Source organism: Streptomyces sp. AC1-42W, assembly GCF_003248355.1.
Taxonomy (GTDB): domain Bacteria; phylum Actinomycetota; class Actinomycetes; order Streptomycetales; family Streptomycetaceae; genus Streptomyces.
In genome coordinates this window covers 1,128,273-1,146,862 of the sequence record NZ_QKWY01000001.1, presented here as the reverse complement: position 1 = coordinate 1,146,862, position 18,590 = coordinate 1,128,273, and the positions used below count along the sequence as shown (strand labels likewise).

General features: G+C 71.3%; 17 protein-coding genes. 8 read left to right on the top strand and 9 right to left on the bottom strand.

Translation table 11 applies throughout. From position 1 onward, the window contains the following. Positions 1 to 28: 28 nt before the first annotated feature. A complete protein-coding gene (locus DNK56_RS05265; protein ID WP_111330934.1) occupies positions 29 to 1,012 on the bottom strand; it encodes a DNA-3-methyladenine glycosylase family protein in 984 nt (327 codons plus the stop codon). A gap of 88 nt (positions 1,013 to 1,100) precedes the next feature. Further along, a complete protein-coding gene (locus DNK56_RS05260) occupies positions 1,101 to 2,192 on the bottom strand; it encodes a sugar phosphate nucleotidyltransferase (protein ID WP_111330933.1) in 1,092 nt (363 codons plus the stop codon). 144 nt (positions 2,193 to 2,336) lie between these two features. Between DNK56_RS05260 and DNK56_RS05255 the strand changes: the two genes are divergently transcribed. The 6 genes from DNK56_RS05255 (at position 2,337) to DNK56_RS05230 (ending at position 11,503) form a co-directional block, all read left to right on the top strand. Further along, entirely contained in the window at positions 2,337 to 3,584 is a 1,248-nt protein-coding gene (locus tag DNK56_RS05255; protein ID WP_199563874.1) for an RNA-guided endonuclease InsQ/TnpB family protein, read from the top strand. A 187-nt stretch (positions 3,585 to 3,771) separates the two neighbouring features. Continuing rightward, positions 3,772 to 4,521 (top strand): TIGR03089 family protein, encoded by a 750-nt coding sequence (locus tag DNK56_RS05250; RefSeq protein ID WP_111330931.1) that lies wholly within the window; start codon positions 3,772 to 3,774, stop codon positions 4,519 to 4,521. A gap of 217 nt (positions 4,522 to 4,738) precedes the next feature. Beyond that, on the top strand, positions 4,739 to 6,172 hold the full coding sequence (locus DNK56_RS05245; protein WP_111330930.1) for an LCP family protein: 1,434 nt from the start codon (positions 4,739 to 4,741) through the stop codon (positions 6,170 to 6,172). Positions 6,173 to 6,428: 256 nt separating this feature from the next. Further along, positions 6,429 to 8,165, top strand: a complete 1,737-nt coding sequence (locus DNK56_RS05240) for an LCP family protein (RefSeq protein ID WP_111330929.1) — start codon at positions 6,429 to 6,431, stop codon at positions 8,163 to 8,165. A gap of 45 nt (positions 8,166 to 8,210) precedes the next feature. Further along, the gene (locus tag DNK56_RS05235) at positions 8,211 to 9,881 is read left to right on the top strand and encodes an LCP family protein (protein WP_199563876.1); all 1,671 of its coding nucleotides are present in this window, start codon (positions 8,211 to 8,213) and stop codon (positions 9,879 to 9,881) included. A gap of 155 nt (positions 9,882 to 10,036) precedes the next feature. Next, positions 10,037 to 11,503: an LCP family protein gene (locus tag DNK56_RS05230; RefSeq protein ID WP_111330927.1), complete on the top strand. Its 1,467-nt coding sequence runs from the start codon at positions 10,037 to 10,039 to the stop codon at positions 11,501 to 11,503. 61 nt (positions 11,504 to 11,564) lie between these two features. Here DNK56_RS05230 and DNK56_RS05225 read toward each other — a convergent pair whose 3' ends face one another. Beyond that, positions 11,565 to 12,113 (bottom strand): acyl-CoA thioesterase, encoded by a 549-nt coding sequence (locus tag DNK56_RS05225; RefSeq protein WP_111330925.1) that lies wholly within the window; start codon positions 12,111 to 12,113, stop codon positions 11,565 to 11,567. A gap of 119 nt (positions 12,114 to 12,232) precedes the next feature. Between DNK56_RS05225 and DNK56_RS05220 the strand changes: the two genes are divergently transcribed. Beyond that, the gene (locus tag DNK56_RS05220) at positions 12,233 to 13,558 is read left to right on the top strand and encodes an LCP family protein (protein ID WP_111335485.1); all 1,326 of its coding nucleotides are present in this window, start codon (positions 12,233 to 12,235) and stop codon (positions 13,556 to 13,558) included. Between the two features lie 37 nt (positions 13,559 to 13,595). Further along, entirely contained in the window at positions 13,596 to 14,138 is a 543-nt protein-coding gene (locus DNK56_RS05215) for a histidine phosphatase family protein (RefSeq protein ID WP_111330923.1), read from the top strand. Here the strand turns inward: DNK56_RS05215 and DNK56_RS05210 are convergent. From DNK56_RS05210 to DNK56_RS05185, 6 genes are all read right to left on the bottom strand, one after another. Beyond that, positions 14,123 to 14,929 (bottom strand): class I SAM-dependent methyltransferase, encoded by an 807-nt coding sequence (locus tag DNK56_RS05210; protein ID WP_111330921.1) that lies wholly within the window; start codon positions 14,927 to 14,929, stop codon positions 14,123 to 14,125. The two genes, DNK56_RS05215 and DNK56_RS05210, sit on opposite strands and share 16 nt — an antisense overlap. A 20-nt stretch (positions 14,930 to 14,949) precedes the next feature. After that, the gene (locus tag DNK56_RS05205) at positions 14,950 to 15,414 is read right to left on the bottom strand and encodes a hypothetical protein (RefSeq protein ID WP_111330918.1); all 465 of its coding nucleotides are present in this window, start codon (positions 15,412 to 15,414) and stop codon (positions 14,950 to 14,952) included. A 72-nt stretch (positions 15,415 to 15,486) separates the two neighbouring features. Next, positions 15,487 to 16,083 carry a DUF4276 family protein gene (locus DNK56_RS05200; RefSeq protein WP_111330916.1) on the bottom strand — a complete coding sequence of 199 codons (597 nt, stop codon included), beginning with the start codon at positions 16,081 to 16,083 and terminating at the stop codon, positions 15,487 to 15,489. Further along, entirely contained in the window at positions 16,080 to 17,249 is a 1,170-nt protein-coding gene (locus DNK56_RS05195) for an AAA family ATPase (protein WP_111330913.1), read from the bottom strand. Before DNK56_RS05195 ends, DNK56_RS05200 begins: the two co-directional genes overlap by 4 nt. Before the next feature lie 121 nt (positions 17,250 to 17,370). Continuing rightward, on the bottom strand, positions 17,371 to 17,580 hold the full coding sequence (locus DNK56_RS05190) for a DUF397 domain-containing protein (protein WP_111330911.1): 210 nt from the start codon (positions 17,578 to 17,580) through the stop codon (positions 17,371 to 17,373). Continuing rightward, complete coding sequence (locus DNK56_RS05185; RefSeq protein WP_111330908.1) at positions 17,577 to 18,458, bottom strand: helix-turn-helix domain-containing protein; 882 nt, start codon at positions 18,456 to 18,458, stop codon at positions 17,577 to 17,579. The genes DNK56_RS05190 and DNK56_RS05185 overlap by 4 nt, the downstream gene beginning before the upstream one ends. Positions 18,459 to 18,590: the final 132 nt, after the last annotated feature.

Genomic DNA, 18,590 nt, shown 5'->3' with positions numbered 1-18,590 from the left:
CTGGCGGCACCGGGCGGGCGCGGCGCGCTCACAGCCTCGCGATGTCCCTCGGCTGGAACCTCGGCGCCCTGCGCGGCGGGGTCTCGCCCGAGAGCAGGATCAGACGCGTCGCCCGGTGCCGCTGGCCCTCGTACGGGGTGAGCAGCGCGAGCATCTCCTCGTCGTCCGCGTCGCGGTTGCCGGCCAGGGCGTGGCCGACGATGCCGGGCAGGTGGAAGTCCCCGACCGTCACCGCGTCCGGCGCGCCGTTGGAGCGCTGGAGGGTCTCCGCCGCCGTCCACGGGCCGATCCCCGGCACGGCCTGGAGCCGGGCCAGCGCGTCCGGGAGGTCCATCGCGGCGGCCTCCTCCATGCGCCGGGCAACCCGGACCGCGCGCAGGATCGTCGCGGAGCGCTTGCTGTCCACGCCCGCGCGGTGCCAGTCCCAGGACGGGATCAGCGACCAGGTGCGGGCGTCCGGCATGACGTAGAGGCCGTACTCCTGCGGGCCGGGCGCGGGCTCCCCGTACATCCGGACCAGGAGGCGCCAGGCGCGGTACGCCTCGTCCGTGGTGACCTTCTGCTCCAGGATCGACGGGATCAGCGACTCCAGGACCAGGCCCGTGCGCAGCAGCCGGAGTCCGGGGCGGCGGTGCTGGGCCTGGGCGAGCAGGCGGTGGCGCGGGGTGAAGGCGGCCGGGTCGTCGCCCGCGCCGAGCAGGGTGGGCAGCTCGTCCAGCAGCCAGGACGCGCCGGGCCCCCACGCGGACGCCTCGACGCGGCCGTCGCGCTCGACGACGTGGAGCGTGCCGGGACCGGCCGGGGTGCGGCTGGAGCGGCGTACGGAACCGTCGGCGACCATCCGGAACGTGGGGTCGGCGGGGCCCCGGCGCAGCGGGCCGAGGACGAGCCGCAGGTCGAGCGGGCCGGGCGGGGTCCAGACACGGGTCTGCGCCGCCGCCGCGGGCGTGGCCGCCGCCTGGTGCGGGACGGGCGCGCGCCGGGCGTTGCGGGGAGCGAATCGTCCTGCCACGGATGAGGTCCTCGGTCGTCGGGGCTGCCTGTCGAGGGTACGGCGGATTTCGGCCACCGGGGGCCCAACGGGCCGGGGGGCCGGGCGCTCACTCGTCCGAGGAGAACCGTACCGAGGCGTCCGGCAGGCGGGCCCCGCACCAGACGCGTACACCTTCGCGGAGTTCGTTGTCGGCGCCCACCTCGGCGTTGTCGCCGACGACGACGCCGGTCAGCTCCGTACGGGCGCCGATCCTGGCGCCTTCGCCGACCAGGGAGTCCGTGATCACCGCGCCGGGTTCGACGACCGCGCCCGCGAGCACGGTGGAGCCGTCGATCCGGGCGCCCGCGCCGACGACCGCGCCGGCGCCGATGACCGTACCGCCGGAGAGCTTGGCGTCCGGGGCGACGGAGGCGGTGGGCAGGGTGAGGCTGTCGCCGCACCGGCCCGGCACGGCCGGGGACGGGGCGCGGCCGAGCACCAGGTCGGCGGAGCCCCGGACGAACGCCTGCGGGGTGCCGAGGTCCAGCCAGTACGTGGAGTCGACCATGCCCTGGAGGTGGGCGCCTTCGGCGAGAAGGCCGGGGAAGGTCTCGCGCTCGACGGAGACGGGCCGGCCGGCCGGGATGGTGTCGATGACCGAGCGGCGGAAGATGTACGCGCCGGCGTTGATCTGGTCGGTGACGATCTCCTCGGGCGTCTGCGGCTTCTCCAGGAAGGCGGTGACGCGGCCGGTTTGGTCGGTCGGCACGAGGCCGAAGGCGCGTGGGTCCTCGACGCGGGTCAGATGCAGGGAGACGTCGGCGCCGGAGCGTGCGTGCGAGGCGACCAGGGCGCGGATGTCGAGCCCGGTGAGGATGTCGCCGTTGAAGATGAGGACCGGTTCGTCCGGGCCGGAGGCGAGGCGGTGGGCGACGTTGCGGATGGCGCCGCCGGTGCCGAGCGGTTCGCGCTCGGTGACGTACTCGATGTGCAGGCCGAGCGAGGAGCCGTCGCCGAAGTACGGCTCGAAGACCTCCGCGAGGTAGGAGGTGGCGAGGACGATGTGCTCGACCCCCGCCGCGCGGGCCCGCGCCAGCTGGTGCGTGAGGAAGGGGACGCCCGCCGCCGGGACCATGGGCTTGGGCGTGTACACCGTGAGCGGGCGCAGCCGGGTGCCCTTGCCACCGACCAGGAGGATCGCTTCTTTTGCCTCCGTCACCTTGATTCTCCCAGGATGCCCCGTCCTTCAGGACGGGGAGGAACGGGCCCTCGGTGCGGAGCCGCGAAGCGGCGGAGTTCGCTGCACATTGGTTCTGACCTGCGCTCTCTTTCGTTGTCAGTGGGGGCTGTTAGGTTGCGGATCATGGCGACGGCAGCAACGGCCGAGCAGGGTTCCGGGCTTGCCCGGTACACCTTCCGGCTGCGTGTGTCGTCGACGGCGCTCGCCCGGCTGGAGGCGGAGTGGGCGCGGTGTCGGTGGGTGTGGAACGAGTGCGTGGCGATGTCCCGCAAGGTCCACGCCGCGAACCGGGACGCGGCTGAGAAGACGACGTGTGGTCCGGTGCGGCTCGACAGGTTGCTGACGGAGGCGCGGCAGTCGATGTCCTGGCTGCGCGCGGGTGCTTCGGTGCCGCAGCAGCAGGCCATCCGTGACTTCGCCACGTCCCGTGCCAAGGCGGTCAAGGACATCGAGGCCAGGGTGCCGGTGCGGCGGCGGGCCGGGATGCCCCGGATGAAGCGCAAGCGGGACGCACGGCCCACGCTGAACTACACCCGGCGCGGATTCCGCCTCAAGAAGGGCCGTCTCCACCTTGCGGGCGGCATCGCCCTGACGGTCGTGTGGTCTCGCGAGCTGCCGTCCGTGCCGTCCTCGGTGCGGGTGTACCGGGAAAGTCTGGGCCACTGGTACGCGTCGTTCGTCGTCGCCACCGAACCCGAGCCGCTGCCCGCCACAGGGCGCGTGCTCGGCGTGGACTGGGGCGTGAAGGAGACCGCCACCACCACATCCGACGTCCACGACCTGCCCCACCCCGAACACGGCAGGAGCGCGGCGCAAAGGCTTGGGCGTTATCAGCGGATGATGGCCCGCCGCCGCCCCGCCAGGGGCAAGGCAGTGTCCAAGGGCTACCGCCACGCCCGGCGGCAGGCCGCGAAGGTGTACAAGAAGGTGGTCCGGCAGCGGCAGGACACCGCCCGCAAGTGGGCCAAGGCGGTGGTCCGCGACCACGACGCCATCGCGGTCGAGGACTTCCGGCCGAAGTTCCTGGCGAAGACCAGCATGGCCCGCAAGGCCGCCGACGCCGCGATCGGCGCCACCAAGACCGCCCTCATCGAGATGGGCCGCAAACACGCACGTGACATCCGTCTCGTGCATCCCGCGCACACCACCATGGACTGCGCGTCGTGCGGAGCGAGAACCAAGCACGCACTACCTCTCTCGGAACGTACCTACACCTGCACCGCGTGCGGAGCCGTGTCCCCCAGGGACAAGAACTCCGCCCGCGTAATGCTGGTCCGGGCTGGTCTCAACCCGGCTGGTGCCGATCGTGTAAGAGCCGGCGGACCGCAGGTCCCCAGCCAACGTGAGCCAGAAATCCTCGCCCTTTCCTAGGGCGGGGAGGATGTCAAAGCACTGTCTTCGCTTCCTGCTGGGGCCGGGCCTGGTTGTGACTGGTCAGTCTATGCAGACCGCTCGAACGCCTGGGCTAGGGCGGGTCCGGCGGACGGGCCGCGGGCGGGCTGCGGCGGGTGTGCCGCGGCGGCGGTCGGCGCCGGCCCGGCCGCGTACGCTTCCGCCCATGAACGCCAGCGACCGCACCCCTGCCGACCTGCTGCGTTCCGCGCTCGCCGCGGACCCGGCCCGTCCTCTGGTCACCTTCTACGACGACGCGACCGGGGAGCGCGTCGAGTTGTCGGTGGCCACCTTCGCCAACTGGGTGGCCAAGACCGCCAATCTGCTCCAGGGCGATCTGGCCGCCGAGCCCGGTGACCGGCTCGCGCTGCTGCTGCCCGCGCACTGGCAGTCCGCGGTCTGGCTGCTGGCCTGCGCCTCGGTCGGGGTGGTGGCCGATGTGCAGGGCGATCCGGCCGCCGCCGACCTCGTCGTCTCCGGCCCGGACACGCTGGAGGCGGCGCGGGCCTGCCGGGGCGAGCGGATCGCGCTGGCGCTGCGCCCGTTGGGCGGGCGGTTCCCGCAGGCGCCCGAGGGGTTCGCGGACTACGCGGTGGAGGTGCCGGGGCAGGGTGACCGGTTCGCGCCGTTCGCCCCGGTGGACCCGGACGCGTCGGCCCTGACGGTGGGCGGGGTGTCGTTCACGGCGGCGGAGCTGGTGGCGCGGGCGCGCGAGGACGGGGCGGCGCTGGGCCTGGGGGCCGGGGCGCGGCTGCTGTCGGGGCGTACGTACGACACCTGGGACGGGCTGAGCGCCGGGCTCTACGCGCCGCTGGCGACCGGGGGTTCCGTGGTCCTGTGCCGCCATCGGGACCGGCTGGGCGCGGAGGCGCTGGCGCAGCGGGTGGAGAGCGAGCGGGTCACGCTGACGGTGTGACGGGGAGCGATGGGCTCCGCTCCGCAGCCGGTACGACAAGCGGTCCGTGGGGCCACTCGTCCGGCTCATCGTGGGCCGAGCCCTCCGCCCTGGCGCTCAACTCCGGTACATGATCTGGCGTACAGGCTCCCGAGGCACAACCAAGCGTGAGGTTCAGCCGTCTACTTCTGCGACCGGCGGCCCAGCGCGCCGCCGAACGTGAAGGATGGACGCAGACGTGACCGAAAGCGCCGGCACTCCGGGCGGCCCCGACGACGCGGCGGGCGAGGACCGGACGCCGGACGCACCGCCCGGCGGGGCACCCGACGAGGCACCCGACGAGGCACCCCGTGAGAAGAACGCCGCGCCCGGCGGGGAGACGCGCAGCGGGTCCGGCAGCGGACCGGGACCGGCGCCGGAGCCCGACGCGGACGGCAGCGGGGACGCGGGCGGCAGCGGGGACGCGGGCGGCAGCGGGGACGCGGGCGGGGGCGGGACCCTCGACATCACCGTCAAGCGGAAGCGTCACTGGCTGCGCTGGACCGCCCTCGGCGCCTCGTTCGTCGTGCTCGTCGCGGCGGGCGTCGGCTGGTGGCTGTACAAGAAGCTCGACGGCAACATCCGGACGGACACCTCGGCGGCGGCGGAGCTGAAGGCATACGAGAAGGAGCGGCCGGTCTCCGTCGTCCACGACGCGGAGAACATCCTGCTCATCGGCTCGGACAGCCGGGCGGGCGACAACCGGAAGTACGGCCGCGACGACGGCGGCAGCCAGCGCTCGGACACGACGATCCTGCTGCACCTGGCGGCGGACCGGAAGAGCGCCACCGCCATGTCGATCCCGCGCGACCTGATGGTGGACATCCCCGCCTGCCACAAGGCAGACAAAACCGCCACCAGGCCGCAATTCGCCCAGTTCAACTGGGCGTTCGAGATGGGCGGGACCGCCTGCACCATCCGGACCGTCGAGAAGATGACCGGCATCCGCATCGACCACTACATGATCATCGACTTCAACGGCTTCAAGGACATGGTCGACGCGGTGGACGGGGTCGACGTCTGCCTCAAGGAGCCGATCGACGACAAGGACGCCCACCTCAAGCTCACGGCGGGCCGCCACAAGCTCAACGGGGAGCAGGCGCTCGGCTACGTACGGGCCCGCAAGTCGCTCGGCGACGGGAGCGACACCGATCGCATGGACCGCCAGCAGCAGTTCCTCGGCGCGCTGGTCAACAAGGTGCAGAGCAACGGCGTCCTGCTCAACCCGACGCGGCTCTATCCGGTCCTGGACGCGGCCACGAAGGCGCTCACCACCGATCCGGGCCTGGACAGCCTCAAGGACCTCTACGACCTGGTGCGGGGGATGCGGGACATCCCCACCGAGAAGGTGCAGTTCCTGACGGTCCCCCGGCAGCCGTACCACCTGAACCGCAACCGGGACGAACTGGTACAGCCCGACGCCGACAAGCTGTTCAAGCAGTTGCGCGACGACAAGCCGGTCGCCGTGGTGCCCGCCGGCGAGACCGACGACGGCGGTACGAACGGCGACGACGGTACGAACAACGACGGTGCGAACGGTGATGGGAACGCGAGCGCCGCTGACGCCTCGGGGTCGTCCCCCACACCCACCTATTCGGGGAACAATGCCGCGACCGACCTGTGCAAGCAGTAAAGCAATGGCCAAACAGACGCCAACATTCGGCGTGCAATGGGAAGAATGCCCGGTTGTAAGGGGCGTGGAATGTGTCACGCGCGTCGCTGCGCGCCGGATGAGACAGATATCGTGACGCGATCCGGTGCTTCCGGCCGTCCGGCCGCGCACTTCTGGACAGAGGAACTGGGCGCCTTTTCGGGGGAGGCGCCCCGCGTGGCACCGACGGAGGACTCGAACAACCGTGGATGCGCAGAGTCGTGGGCGGGCGGAAGACATGAATGATCCCGCAGACCAGTGGGTTCTCAACCCGGTCACCGGCGATTACGAACTGCGACTGAACCATTCCGGAGGGAATACACCCCGGTCCACGGTTCCCCCGGCGCAGCGCGGCCCGTCCGACGCCCCCCGCCGCTCCCCTTCGGAAAGCTCCTCGCGGAACTCCTCCGAGGGCACCCCCCGCCGCAGCGCCGAGGTGCCGCGCCAGGGCGGGCGCCGGTCGGCGAATGGTTCACGCGGCCAGCAGCGCCCGGCGCCGGGCGACACCGGCCACGGCCGCCGCAAGCGCAAGGCCCCCAAGTCGCGCGGCAAGAAGGCGCTGCTGTGGACGGGAGGCGTGATGGCCTTCGTGCTCGTCGGCGTCTCGGCCGGCGGCTACTGGCTGTACCAGCGGCTCAACGGCAACATCAGCACGGTCGACATCGGTGACGCCGGCAACAAGGACGTCATCACGGCCAACGCCCCGCTCAACATATTGATCATCGGTACGGACAAGCGGACCGGTAAGGGCAACGGCGGCTACGGCGACAAGAACAGCGTCGGCCACGCGGACACCAACATCCTCTTCCACCTCTCCGAGGACCGCACCAACGCCACGGCGATGAGCATCCCGCGCGACCTCATCACCAACATCCCGGAGTGCACCGCCAAGCAGGAGGACGGCTCGGACAAGACGATTCCGGGGTTGAAGCACGTCCGGTTCAACAGGAGCCTCGGCGAGGCCGGCCGCAACCCCGGCTGCACGATGAAGACGGTCGAGGAGCTGACCGGCGTCAAGGTGGACCACTTCATGATGGTCGACTTCAACGCGGTGAAGACGCTCTCCACGGCGGTCGGCGGGGTCAAGATCTGCCTCGATCACGCCGTGGACGACCCCAAGTCACACCTCAAGCTGCCCGCCGGTGAGAACACGGTCATGGGCGAGGACGCCCTCGCGTACGTACGCACCCGGCACGCCTACGCCAACGAGAGCGACCTGGACCGCATCAAGGGGCAGCAGCAGTTCCTCGGCTCGATGATCCGCCAGGCCAAGTCGGACGACACGCTGACCAGCCCCACCAAGCTGTTCAAGCTGGCCGACGCGGCCACGAAGGCCCTGACGGTCGACGAGCCCATCGGTGACGTGAAGAAGCTCAGCACGCTCGCCAAGGAGATCACCAAGACGGACACGAAGAACATCACGTTCGTCACGATGCCGGTGATTGACAACCCGGACGAGCCCACCCCCGTCACGGTCGTTCCGCACCCGACCAAGGCGGAGGAGCTGTTCCAGATGCTGCGCGAGGACACCTCGCTGACCGAGGTGGCCGCGCAGAAGAAGAAGGCGAAGAGCAAGCAGGACGCCCTCCTCAAGGGAACCAAGGCGGCGCCCGCCGACGTCCGGGTCGATGTGTACAACGGCGGCGAGGTCGCCGGCGGCGCCCAGCAGACGGTCGTCTGGCTGCAGAACACCAAGGGCATCCTGAAGTCCACGAACAAGGCCAACGCACCGAAGAAGATCGCCAGGACGACCCTCGAGTACGCCCCGAACCAGGCGGACCAGGCCCGCGCCCTCGCCGAGATGATGGGGCTGCCCGGCTCCGCGATGAAGCCGGGCACCACCGACGCCGAGGGGCTGGAGGCGATGGTGCTGACGCTGGGGGCGGACTTCAAGGAAGCCGGGAAGTCGATCACGGGCCCGAAGAAGATCGACATTCCGAAGTCCAGCGCCGAATCGGCGGGCTGCTCCAAGTGACGCGGCACCGCCGCACCATACGAATCTGAACAGCAGGGGGGTCTGGTGGGACGGAGCAGCACGCCTGGGGAGGGGACGCGCCCGCGGACCCCGCACGGCCGCAGGGCGGAGCGCCACGAGGACGGTGGCGGTACGGCGACCGGCTCCTCGACCGCCCGTGACGCGGAGCGCGGCACGGGCGGCGGGCACCGGGCCGCGAGACGCGGCGGGCGCCGAAAACAGAAGAAGAAGCACCGTGTGCTGCGCTGGATAGCCTTCTCGGCCGCCTTCCTCATACTCGGGACCGCCGCGGCCGGTTACCTGTACTACGAGCACCTCAACAGCAAGCTGCAGAAGGGCGCGCGCAGCGCCGGCAACAGCGGGGCGAAGAAGACCGCGCCGAACGCGGCCGGGCAGACCCCGATCAACCTCCTGCTGATCGGCTCCGACGACCGCAACAGCGCGGAGAATCTCAAGCTCGGCGGTTCCAAGAAGAGCGTCGGGGCGGAGCCGCTCGCCGATGTGCAGATGCTGCTGCACGTCTCGGCCGACCGGAGGAACGCCTCGGTCGTGAGCATCCCCCGCGACACCCGCGTGGACATACCCGCCTGCGAGAACCCCGACACGCACAAGAAGTACCCGGCGACCAACGACCTCATCAACGTGTCGCTGCGCGGCGGGGCCGGCTGCACCCTGGACACCTGGGAGAAGCTCACCGGCATCTACATCGACCACTGGATGATGGTCGACTTCGCGGGCGTGGTGGACATGGCGGACGCGGTGGGCGGCGCCGAGGTGTGCGTGAAGCAGGACGTCTACGACCTGCCCAAGCCCAGGGTCCCCGGCGGCTCGTTCCTGCGGATGAAGGCGGGCACGCACAAGATCAAGGGCGAGCAGGCGCTGAAGTGGCTGCGCACCCGGCACGCCTTCGGCAGCGACATCGGCCGCTCCAAGGCCCAGCACATGTACCTGAACTCGGTGATGCGCGAGCTGAAGAGCCAGAACGCGTTCACGGACACGGGCAGGCTGATGAACCTGGCCGAGACCGCCGTCGAGTCGCTCACGGTCTCGGAGGAGATCGGCACCGTCAAGAAGCTGTTCGACCTCGGCATGCAGCTCAAGGACGTGCCGCTGGACAAGATGAACATGCTGACGATGCCGCGCATCCCCGACCCCGAGAACCCCGACGCCCACGTGCTGCCGAAGCCCGGCGCCGCCGACAAGCTGTGGGCGCTGCTGCGCGAGGACCAGTCGCTGGACCCGAAGGACCGGGCCAAGGCGAAGAAGAAGGCCGCCCAGGGCCCGAAGGCCGGTCCCCCGGCGTCGATCGGGATCACCGTGGTCAACGGCACCGGCGGGGACGGGCAGCAGCCCGCCGAGGGCCGCGCCGCCGCCGTACGCGATCTGCTCAAGGCCAAGGGCTTCACCGAGGCGGACACCACCAACGATCCCGGTTCCGCGCTGACGACCGAGGTGTCGTACCCGCGCAGCGCCGGGGCGCAGGGCAAGTCGGACGCGCTGTCCGTGGCCAAGGCGCTGGGGCTGCCGACCAGCGCGGTCAAGGACACCCCGGACGGGGCCGGGCTGACGGTGACCGTCGGCTCCGACTGGCGTACGGGCACCCGGGCGCCGAAGACGCCCGACGACGACAGTGACCCGCTGGAGGGCACCGAAGCGGTGAACAGCGCCAAGAAGGACGACTGCATGGACGTCTACTGGCCGTACCGCACGCCGTAGGCGACGCGGTAGCAATAACGGGGCGCCCGGCCCGGCCGGGCGCCCCGTTACCGCGAATGGGGGACGGCGGTGCGCGCCGCCGAGTGGCCTACCGGGATGAGGATCGTATGGGCCTACTGTGCTAACGGTCCCCCTCGCACCGCGGAGGTGTCCCCATGCCCACGCCGCACCGCTCCCCCCGTCCCGTCCGGCCCCGGACCGCGCCCCCGCGACCCCGGCGGCGGTGCAAGCGGGGCGGGCGGCCACGCTGGGGGACGCGGATGGCGACCGGGCTCTCGGTCCTCGTGCTCGGGGCGGGCGGAATCGGGCACGCGGTGGTGACGAACCTGGAGAGCGGGATCGACCGCATCGACCCGTTCAAGGACATGAAGAACCGGCCCACCGGCGGGCGCGGCACGAACCTGCTGCTCGTCGGCACCGACGGCCGGGACAAAATCACCGAGGACGAGAAGCGGAAGTACCGGCTGGGCGGTGCGCCCTGCCACTGCACGGACACGATCATGCTGGTGCATCTGTCGGCCGACGAGGAGCGCGCCAGCGTCGTCAGTCTGCCGCGCGACAGTTACGCGGAGATCCCCGCGCACCGCGACCGCACCACCGGCAAGGAGCACGCGGCGCACCCGGTGAAGCTGAACGCGGCGTACGCGGAGGGCGGGCCGGCCCTCACCGTGCGGACGGTCGAGCACATGACCGGCGTCAAGATCGACCACTACCTGGAGGTCGACTTCACCAGCTTCATGACCACGGTGGACGCCGTCGGCGGGGTGGAGATCTGCACCGCCCGCCCGCTGAAGGACTCCTACACCGGCCTGGACCTCGCCCCCGGCACCCACCGGCTCGACGGCGGCCAGGCCCTCCAGTACGTGCGCTCCCGGCACATCGGCGGGGACGCCGACCTGGGCCGGATGCAGCGCCAGCAGAAGTTCATGGCTTCGCTCATCGAGCAGGCGACGAGCAGCGGGGTGCTGCTGAACCCGGTGAAGTTCCGCGAGGTCGTCTCGACGACGCTGAGGTCGGTACGGGCCGACCGGGGGCTGGACACGGAGCGGATGCTCTCCCTGGGCCGGGCGCTGCGCGGCTTCACCGCCGCGTCGTCGGAGTTCGCCTCGGTGCCGATGGGCGATGTCGCGTACCAGGTCAAGGGCATCGGCTCCACGGTCAAGTGGGACCCGGTGAAGTCGAAGCGGCTCTTCACCGCGCTGCGCGAGGACAAACCCCTGACCACCGCCCGGCCCGCCGAGAAGACCCCGGCGAAGAAGGTGGACGTGCCGCCGGAGCGGGTGCGGGTCCAGGTCTACAACGGCACCGCGCAGGACGGCCTCGGCTCCGCCGTGGACGCCGCGCTGCACGCCACCGGCTTCGACACCACCCGCGCCCCGCTCACCGCGCCGCAGCACGACCTGAAGCGGACCCTGGTGACGTACGACCCCCGCTGGGACCGGTCCGCGAAGACCCTGGCGGCGGCGCTGCCGGGGGCGGAGCTGCGGGCGGTCACGGGGCAGGGGGCGACGATGCGGGTGACGGCGGGCGAGGACTCCCACACGGTGCGCCGGGTGGACGCGGAGCAGCCGGACGGGGGGAGGTTCGGGGCGGTGAAGGGGAACGAGGTGGTGTGCCCGTAGACGGGTGCCCGTGGGGCGGACGGGGAAGGCGGCGGGCGGACGGGAAGGCGGCGGGCCGCCGTCAGTCCTCGATGCCCTCCGCGAGCCGCTTCTCGCGCAGCTCCCGGATCGCGCGGCGCCGGGCCAGCCGGTGGGTGCGGCGGATCTGTGCCTCCTGGTAGCGCCGCTTGTCCCGCTCCGTCTCGGGGACGACCTGCGGTACGGGCCGGGGCCGGCCGTCCGCGTCGACCGCCGCGAAGACCAGGTACGCGCTGCCGACCTGGGTGGCCGGCGTCGACTCGTTCCAGCGCTCGGCCATGACCCGTACGCCGACCTCCATGGAGGACCGGCCGGTCCAGTTGACCTGGGCGCGTACGTGGACGAGGTCGCCGACGCGGACCGGCTCCAGGAAGACCATCTCGTCCATCGAGGCGGTGACCGCGGGCCCGCCGGAGTGCCGGCCGGCGACGGCGCCCGCCGCGTCGTCCACCAGTTTCATGATCACGCCGCCGTGCACGGTACCCAGGAGGTTGGTGTCGCTGCCGGTCATGATGTGGCTGAGGGTGGTGCGGGAGGCCGCGGTGGGCTTGGCCGGAATGTCGCTCTCCGGGCGCGGAGCCTGATCTGTCATACCGTCCACCTTATGCGGGGGCCCGGAATGCGTCGCAATGCATCAGCTTCGCTACAGCCGTGGCCCGATTTTCCGTACTCCCTGTAAGAGGGGTGTCCCCGACCGGCACACTGGTCCGTATGAACGATTGGCCCGAGGGCTGGACCGGCGACAACCGCAGCGGTGACCGCTACGGGCGGGGAAGTGCGAGCGAGCGCCCCGAGAGCGCGCGCTCGATGCCGCACGTGCGGCGCCGCCCCGCCCCGCCCCAGCAGCGCCCCGCGCCGCCGAGGCAGCGCCCGGTGCCGCAGCAGCCCGCCGGTTACGACGACGGGCAGCCGCAGTACGGCGAGGGCTACGACAGCGGCTACAACACGGGCCAGGTCTACGGGGCACCGGGCGGCGGCCGTGGCGCGGGTCACAGCGCAGGTCATGGCTCGGGTGCCGGCGGCGGTGACCGGGGTCACCTCCAGGGCCGGTCCCGCCCGGCGCCGAACTGGGGCCGCCGGATCAGGATCGGCGCGCTGGTCCTGGTCGTGGCGCTGCTCGGGGTGTCCATCGGCACGTACTTCTGGGCCGACTCGAAGCTGAACCGCGCGGTGGACCTGTCCAAGGTCATCGAGCGGCCGGAGGCGGGCAAGGGGACGAACTACCTGATCGTGGGCTCGGACAGCCGCGCGGGCATGACGGCGGAGGACAAGAAGCGCCTCCACACGGGTTCGGCCGAGGGCAAGCGGACCGACTCGATGATGATCCTGCACACCGGCGACAACGGCCCCACGCTGGTCTCGCTGCCGCGTGACTCCAACGTGGAGATCCCGTCGTTCATCGGCTCGGAGTCCGGCAAGAAGTACCCGGCCACCGGCCGTACGACGAAGCTGAACGCCGCGTACGCGACGGACGGCCCCGAGCTGCTGGTGCGGACCGTGGAGTTCAACACCGGCCTGCGCATCGACCACTACGTCGAGATCGGCTTCGGCGGCTTCGCCAAGATCGTGGACGCGATCGGCGGGGTGGAGCTGGACATTCCGAAGGCGTTCAAGGACAAGTACTCGGGCGCCGACTTCCAGGCCGGCAAGCAGACGCTCAACGGCCAGGAGGCGCTGGCCTTCGTCCGCACCCGCCACGCCTTCACCTCGGACCTGGACCGTACGAAGAACCAGCAGAAGTTCCTCGCGGCGCTGGCCAGTCAGACGGCGACGTTCTCCACGATCATCAACCCGTTCAAGCTGTACCCGACGATGGGCGCCGGCCTGGACACACTGGTCGTGGACAAGGACATGTCCCTGTGGTCGCTCGGCAGGATGTTCTTCGCGATGAAGGGCGTCACGGGCGGCGACGGCACCTCGATGAACATGCCGATCGCGGGCTCGGTGGGCGGCAACCTGGCCTGGGACAAGGCGAAGGTGAAGCAGCTGGTCGAGCAGCTCAAGAACGACGAGAAGGTCACGGTCACCGAGAACTGAGGCGCGTCCCGCGCCTCTTCCCCGCCGCGGAGCCGCCATGCCCGTCCGGATCGTGTACGAGTCGCACGCCACGACCACCGACAACGAGGCCGGCATCGCCACGGGGTGGCTGCCGGGGCGGCTCTCGGAGACCGGGCGCCGCCAGGCCGCCGAACTGGGCGACCGGCGGCGCGGCACCGGACTCGACGCCGTCTACACCTCGGACCTGGCCCGCGCCGTGGAAACGGCCCGCATCGCCTTCGCCGGGACGGACACCCCGGTGCTCCTCCGGGACGCCCGCCTGCGCGAGTGCGACTACGGGGACCTGAACGGCGCCCCGACCTCGGTCCTGCATCCGCTGCGCACCCGCCACATCGACCGCCCCTGGCCCGGCGGCGGCCAGAGCTACCGGGACGTGGTCGAGGCGACGGCCGCGTTCCTGCGCGACCTCGGGGCCGCGTGGGACGGGGGCCGGGTCCTCCTGATCGCCCACTCGGCGAACCGCTGGGCGCTGGACTGCCTGCTCGCCGGTGCCCGGCTGGAGAGCCTCGTCGCGCACCCGCCGCCGTGGCAGCCGGGCGTCTCCTACACGCTGCCCTGAACGAGCACCGCCGCGTGCGGCAGGGCCAGCAGCCCGTCGTCCGTGAGGAACTCGCGGCACAGCGCGTCGTACTCCCGCTTGGCCGCCGCGGCGCCCTCGGGCCCGGCGGCGGTGACCATCCCGCCGACCGCCCCGATCCCGGCGGCGGGGCCCGCCCACCACTCCTCCGGATCGACGCGGTGGTCCCAGGCGTACGTGTCGCCCCGGACGTCCGCGAACCCGGCGGCCTTGAGCAGTGCGGCCAGCCCGTCCGGGGTGCGCGGGAAGTTGAGTTCCTCGTCGACCGTGGCCAGCCAGTCGGGCCGGGTGAGCCCGGCCGCCTTGGCGGCCCGCCCGACCAGCGTCTGCCCCGGGGTGCCGGGCAGCTGCCACACCGTGACGGCGATCCGGCCGCCGGGGCGAGCGACCCGGCGCATCTCGACGAGGGCGTCCAGGGGGCGGCCGACGTGGTTGAGCACGAAGTTGCCCACGACCGCGTCGAACTCGGCGTCCTCGTACGGCAGTCGGGGCAGGGTCCCGGCGCGCACCTCGGCCGCGGGCGCGGACCGCCGGGTGGCGGCGACCATGTCGGGCTCGGCGTCCACGGCCCGGACGGCGGCGCCCCGCGCGAGGGCCGCCGCGGTCACGCTGCCGGTGCCGCACCCCACGTCGAGCAGGCGCGTCCCGGCCGTGACACCGGCGGCGTCCAGCAGGGCGGGCACGGTACGGACGCAGAGCGGGGCGGCGGTGCGGGCGTAGCTCGCGGCCTGCCCGTCCCAGATCCGCCGCTCCATCACGTCGAACGCGGTCATGTGTCGTCCCCTCAGTAGTCTCAGCCGCGGATGCTGCGGGCCATCCAGGGAGAGAGCTGTATGCGGGGCACCAGCTCCTTGTACGTCTCGTCCCCCGGCAACGGCACGACGAGCCACTCCCCCGACAGGAGGAACCGCCCCCGCTTCACGTGGGCCATCCCTCCGTACACCGACCGCAGGAACGCCGGCACCGAGTCGCGGGGCACGTCGTCGAACACCACCCCGTCCACGGTGATCCGCGCGTCGTCCTCCGGAAACACCTGCACGGTCACGGCAGGCGCCCCGCCCAGCTCGATGAACGCCTCGTGCGGCAGCGAGCCGTCCGCGTCCACCACGGCGAACGCCCCCGCCGAGGCGCGCCGCGAGGTCCGATCGGCCCCGATGTCGTCCGTGACGGCGACCTCCAGGTTGTACTCCCGCGCGACCTCCCGCACAGCGGTGACGACGGCCTCGGTGGAAGCCAGATGTACATGCTGCCCGCCCACGACGCTCCTTGTGCCCGCCCGCCCGGTTTCCCGTCCATTCTGCCGGACGGCGCGCCGGCCCGGTCGGGGAGGCTAGGGCCTGTCCTGGCCGAGCAGGAGTTCCACCGCGTGGATCATCCGTCGAAACGACCGGCTGCGGTCGGCGGCCAGCCGGAGATCCATGACTCCGGAGAACCTCGCCTGGTGCAGCGTCTCCTTGTACGACTCCGTCATCAGCCCTTCCAGCCGGCTCTTGGCCCCGCGCCTGGCTTCCGGGTCATCCGGGAAGACCGCATCGTCCCTCACCGCGGAGTGCCCTCGCAGCGATTCGGCAGCCGCCAGGAACCATGCCTCGTATTCATGACGCGCGATCACGATCTCGACTGGAACGGTGACCAGCCCCACGTCGGGTGCCAGCATGCGGGCCAGCTCGACCGGGCAGGTGACGTCGCTGTCGTCACCGTCCCGGAGGACCAGCACGCCGCCACCACCTCGCACCCGCGCGGCCTGGAAGCGGATCGCCTTGCCCAGTTCGTCCGGCTTCCGCATCTTCCCCGAGTCGAGCCGAAAAGGCTGAGCCACCTCCGCATACGTGTCATGGAATTCAGCGGCGATGCGGCTGACGAGCTCCCGCACCGCCGCCACTTCTCCGTGCCCTTCCACGATCGGGGCGATCACCGGCACGGTCACCGAGCGGCCTCCGGCAGCAACTGGTCCGTCCGGAGCAGTTCCCCCGGCGTGTAGAGCTGTTCCCGCATGGCCAAGGACCCCGCCTCGTCCAGTGGGCCGATCCTCGTCTCACCGGCTATCGAACGAACCGCGCGCAGCTGGGAAAGCTCGAAGTCGTGCCGGTCCAGCAGGTCGGGGCTGTGGCTCGTCACGATCACCTGGCGCCGCTCGCTCGCATCGCGCAGCGCGTCCAGCAGGACACCCGCCGCCGCAGGGTGCAGCGCGCTTTCCGGCTCCTCGATCCCGACCGTGCTGAGTGTGGGGCCGGTCCCCGCGAACAGCGCCACCAGCACGCCGAGGGCACGCAGGGTGCCGTCCGAGACCGACTGGGCCGGGAAGCGCCACGGATTCTTCGCGCCGGGAACGTCCTGGGCGAACTCCAGCGTCTCCCAGTTGCCCAGCTCGGTCCGGGACACCTCGTGCATGCCGGGGACGATCTGCTGCAAGTACTCCTCGATCCTCCGCTTGTCGGCCGGTTCGAGCCGGTGCAGCACGCTGGCGATGTTGGCACCGTCACGATGCAGGAACTCGCCCGTGTCGGGCGTCTGTGGTTGGCGCATCACATCCGGGTTGAGACTGAACACGCTGATGCCGGCGAGGCCGTCGAAGACCGGGCGAAAGGCGTCGAGTCCCGCCGCGGACACGAGATACAGGCGCTGCCCGCTCACCGGTGGCATCACCGGCTCGGAAGCGTCCGTCAGCGCCCCCTTGTCGATGCGGAAGTGGGCGTCCGCGCGGCGTTCTCCTTCGGAGCCTTCCGCGTCGGTACGTACCGCGCAGTTCTCCCTGGACACCCGGAAGCCCCCGCCGCGCACCGCTGCGACCTCGAACCCGTACGCGCCCTCGAATCCGGGCCCCCGGAACTCCAGGTCGATGGAGAAGTGCGTCGGATGCCCGGTCGACCGCCTGCGGACCTCCGCCACTCCGCCCCGGGTCCGCAGCGCCTGGTCGAGCGAGGTCTGCAACGCGTCGGAGAGCAGCCTCAACGCGTCGAGGAAGTTGCTCTTGCCCGACCCGTTGGGCCCTACGAGCAGCAGCAGCCGCCCCAGGTCGACGTCGGCCTCCGCGATACTGCGGTAGTGCCTGAGCCGCACCCTCGTCAGCGAGAAGTGGTTGATGTCCTGCATCCAGCCAGTCTGACAGCTTGCGCCCCCGGCCATGGGGCGCACGGCCCGGGCAGGCCGGGCGCCGTCGCGGACATGAACATGCCGTCGCGGTCGCCCGGCGCAGGAACGCGGTGCGGTCCCCTCAGCCCTTCGAGGTGTGCGCGACGAAGGCCGCCCAGGCGTGCGGGGCGTGGGTGAGGTGGGGGCGGTGGATGTCCTTGGAGTCCCGTACGAGGACGAGGCCGGGGGTGGCGGCGACCTCGACGCAGTCGTTCCCGTCGCCACTGCTGCTGTAGCTGCTCCGGAACCAAGTGGCCTCTGCGGCCTTCCCGTCGGAGGGCTTGTCGATCATGTCTCTCCCAGCAATTGCTCGATGAAGACCAGTGACTCCCTTGGGGAGAGGGCCTGGGCCCGGATCATCCCATAGCGCAGCTCCAGGATTCTGAGCTGCTTCGGATCGGAAACCGGGCGGCCGCCGAAAGCCCCCTCGGAGCGTCCTACCGCGCTGCCGTCAGGAAACTTCAGGACTTCGATAAGACCACCGGTCCCAGGGTGCTCCTCACGTTGGGTCGGCACCACCTGAATCGACACGTTCCGCAACTGCGCCAGCTCCAGGAGCCGTTCCAGTTGCTCACGCCATACCGTCGTGCCCCCGACAGGACGGCGCAGCGTCACCTCTTCCTGTACGAAGCTGAGCGCGGGGCCCGGCTCGCGGTCGAAAATCGCTCGCCGAGCCAGTCGCGCGGCAACTACTCGTTCCAGTTCGTCCCGTGTGTACGCGGGCAGCCACCCCGCGAAGAGGGCCCGCATATGCGCCTCGGTCTGCAGCAGACCGTTGATGTTGTGGTGGTGGTAGGCGGCCAGCTCCACCGCCTGGGCCTCCATCTTGGCCAGGTCCCGGATCTTCTTCGGGTACCGGACCACCGCCAGGTCCTGCTTCATCACGGCGATCTTGCCGTTCGCGCCCAGAGCGTCGTCGGCCTTGTCCATGTACTCCGGGCGGGGAATCCGCCGGCCGCCCTCGACCTTGTAGACCAGGTCCTCCCCGTACCCGATCACCGCCCCGAACTCGGCGGCCCGCAGGCCCGCCGCCTCGCGCCAGGCCTTGAGTTGCCGACCCACGGCGGCGACCACGGCCACGCCCGATTCGTCCTCGGGGTCGACGTCCCAACCGTGTTCGGCCGTGTCGTTGTCGGCGTTCCGGTCCTTGCCGACCTCATCCACACTCATCCGTACCCCACTTCCGACGTGCGTGCCGTTCTTCTTCAACCGCTGACGTCCCCCCGCGTCACGCGGGACAGCCGGGACAACGCCGGACAAGCGCTGGACAGTCACCGTCACCGTACGCACCGGCCGTGCACC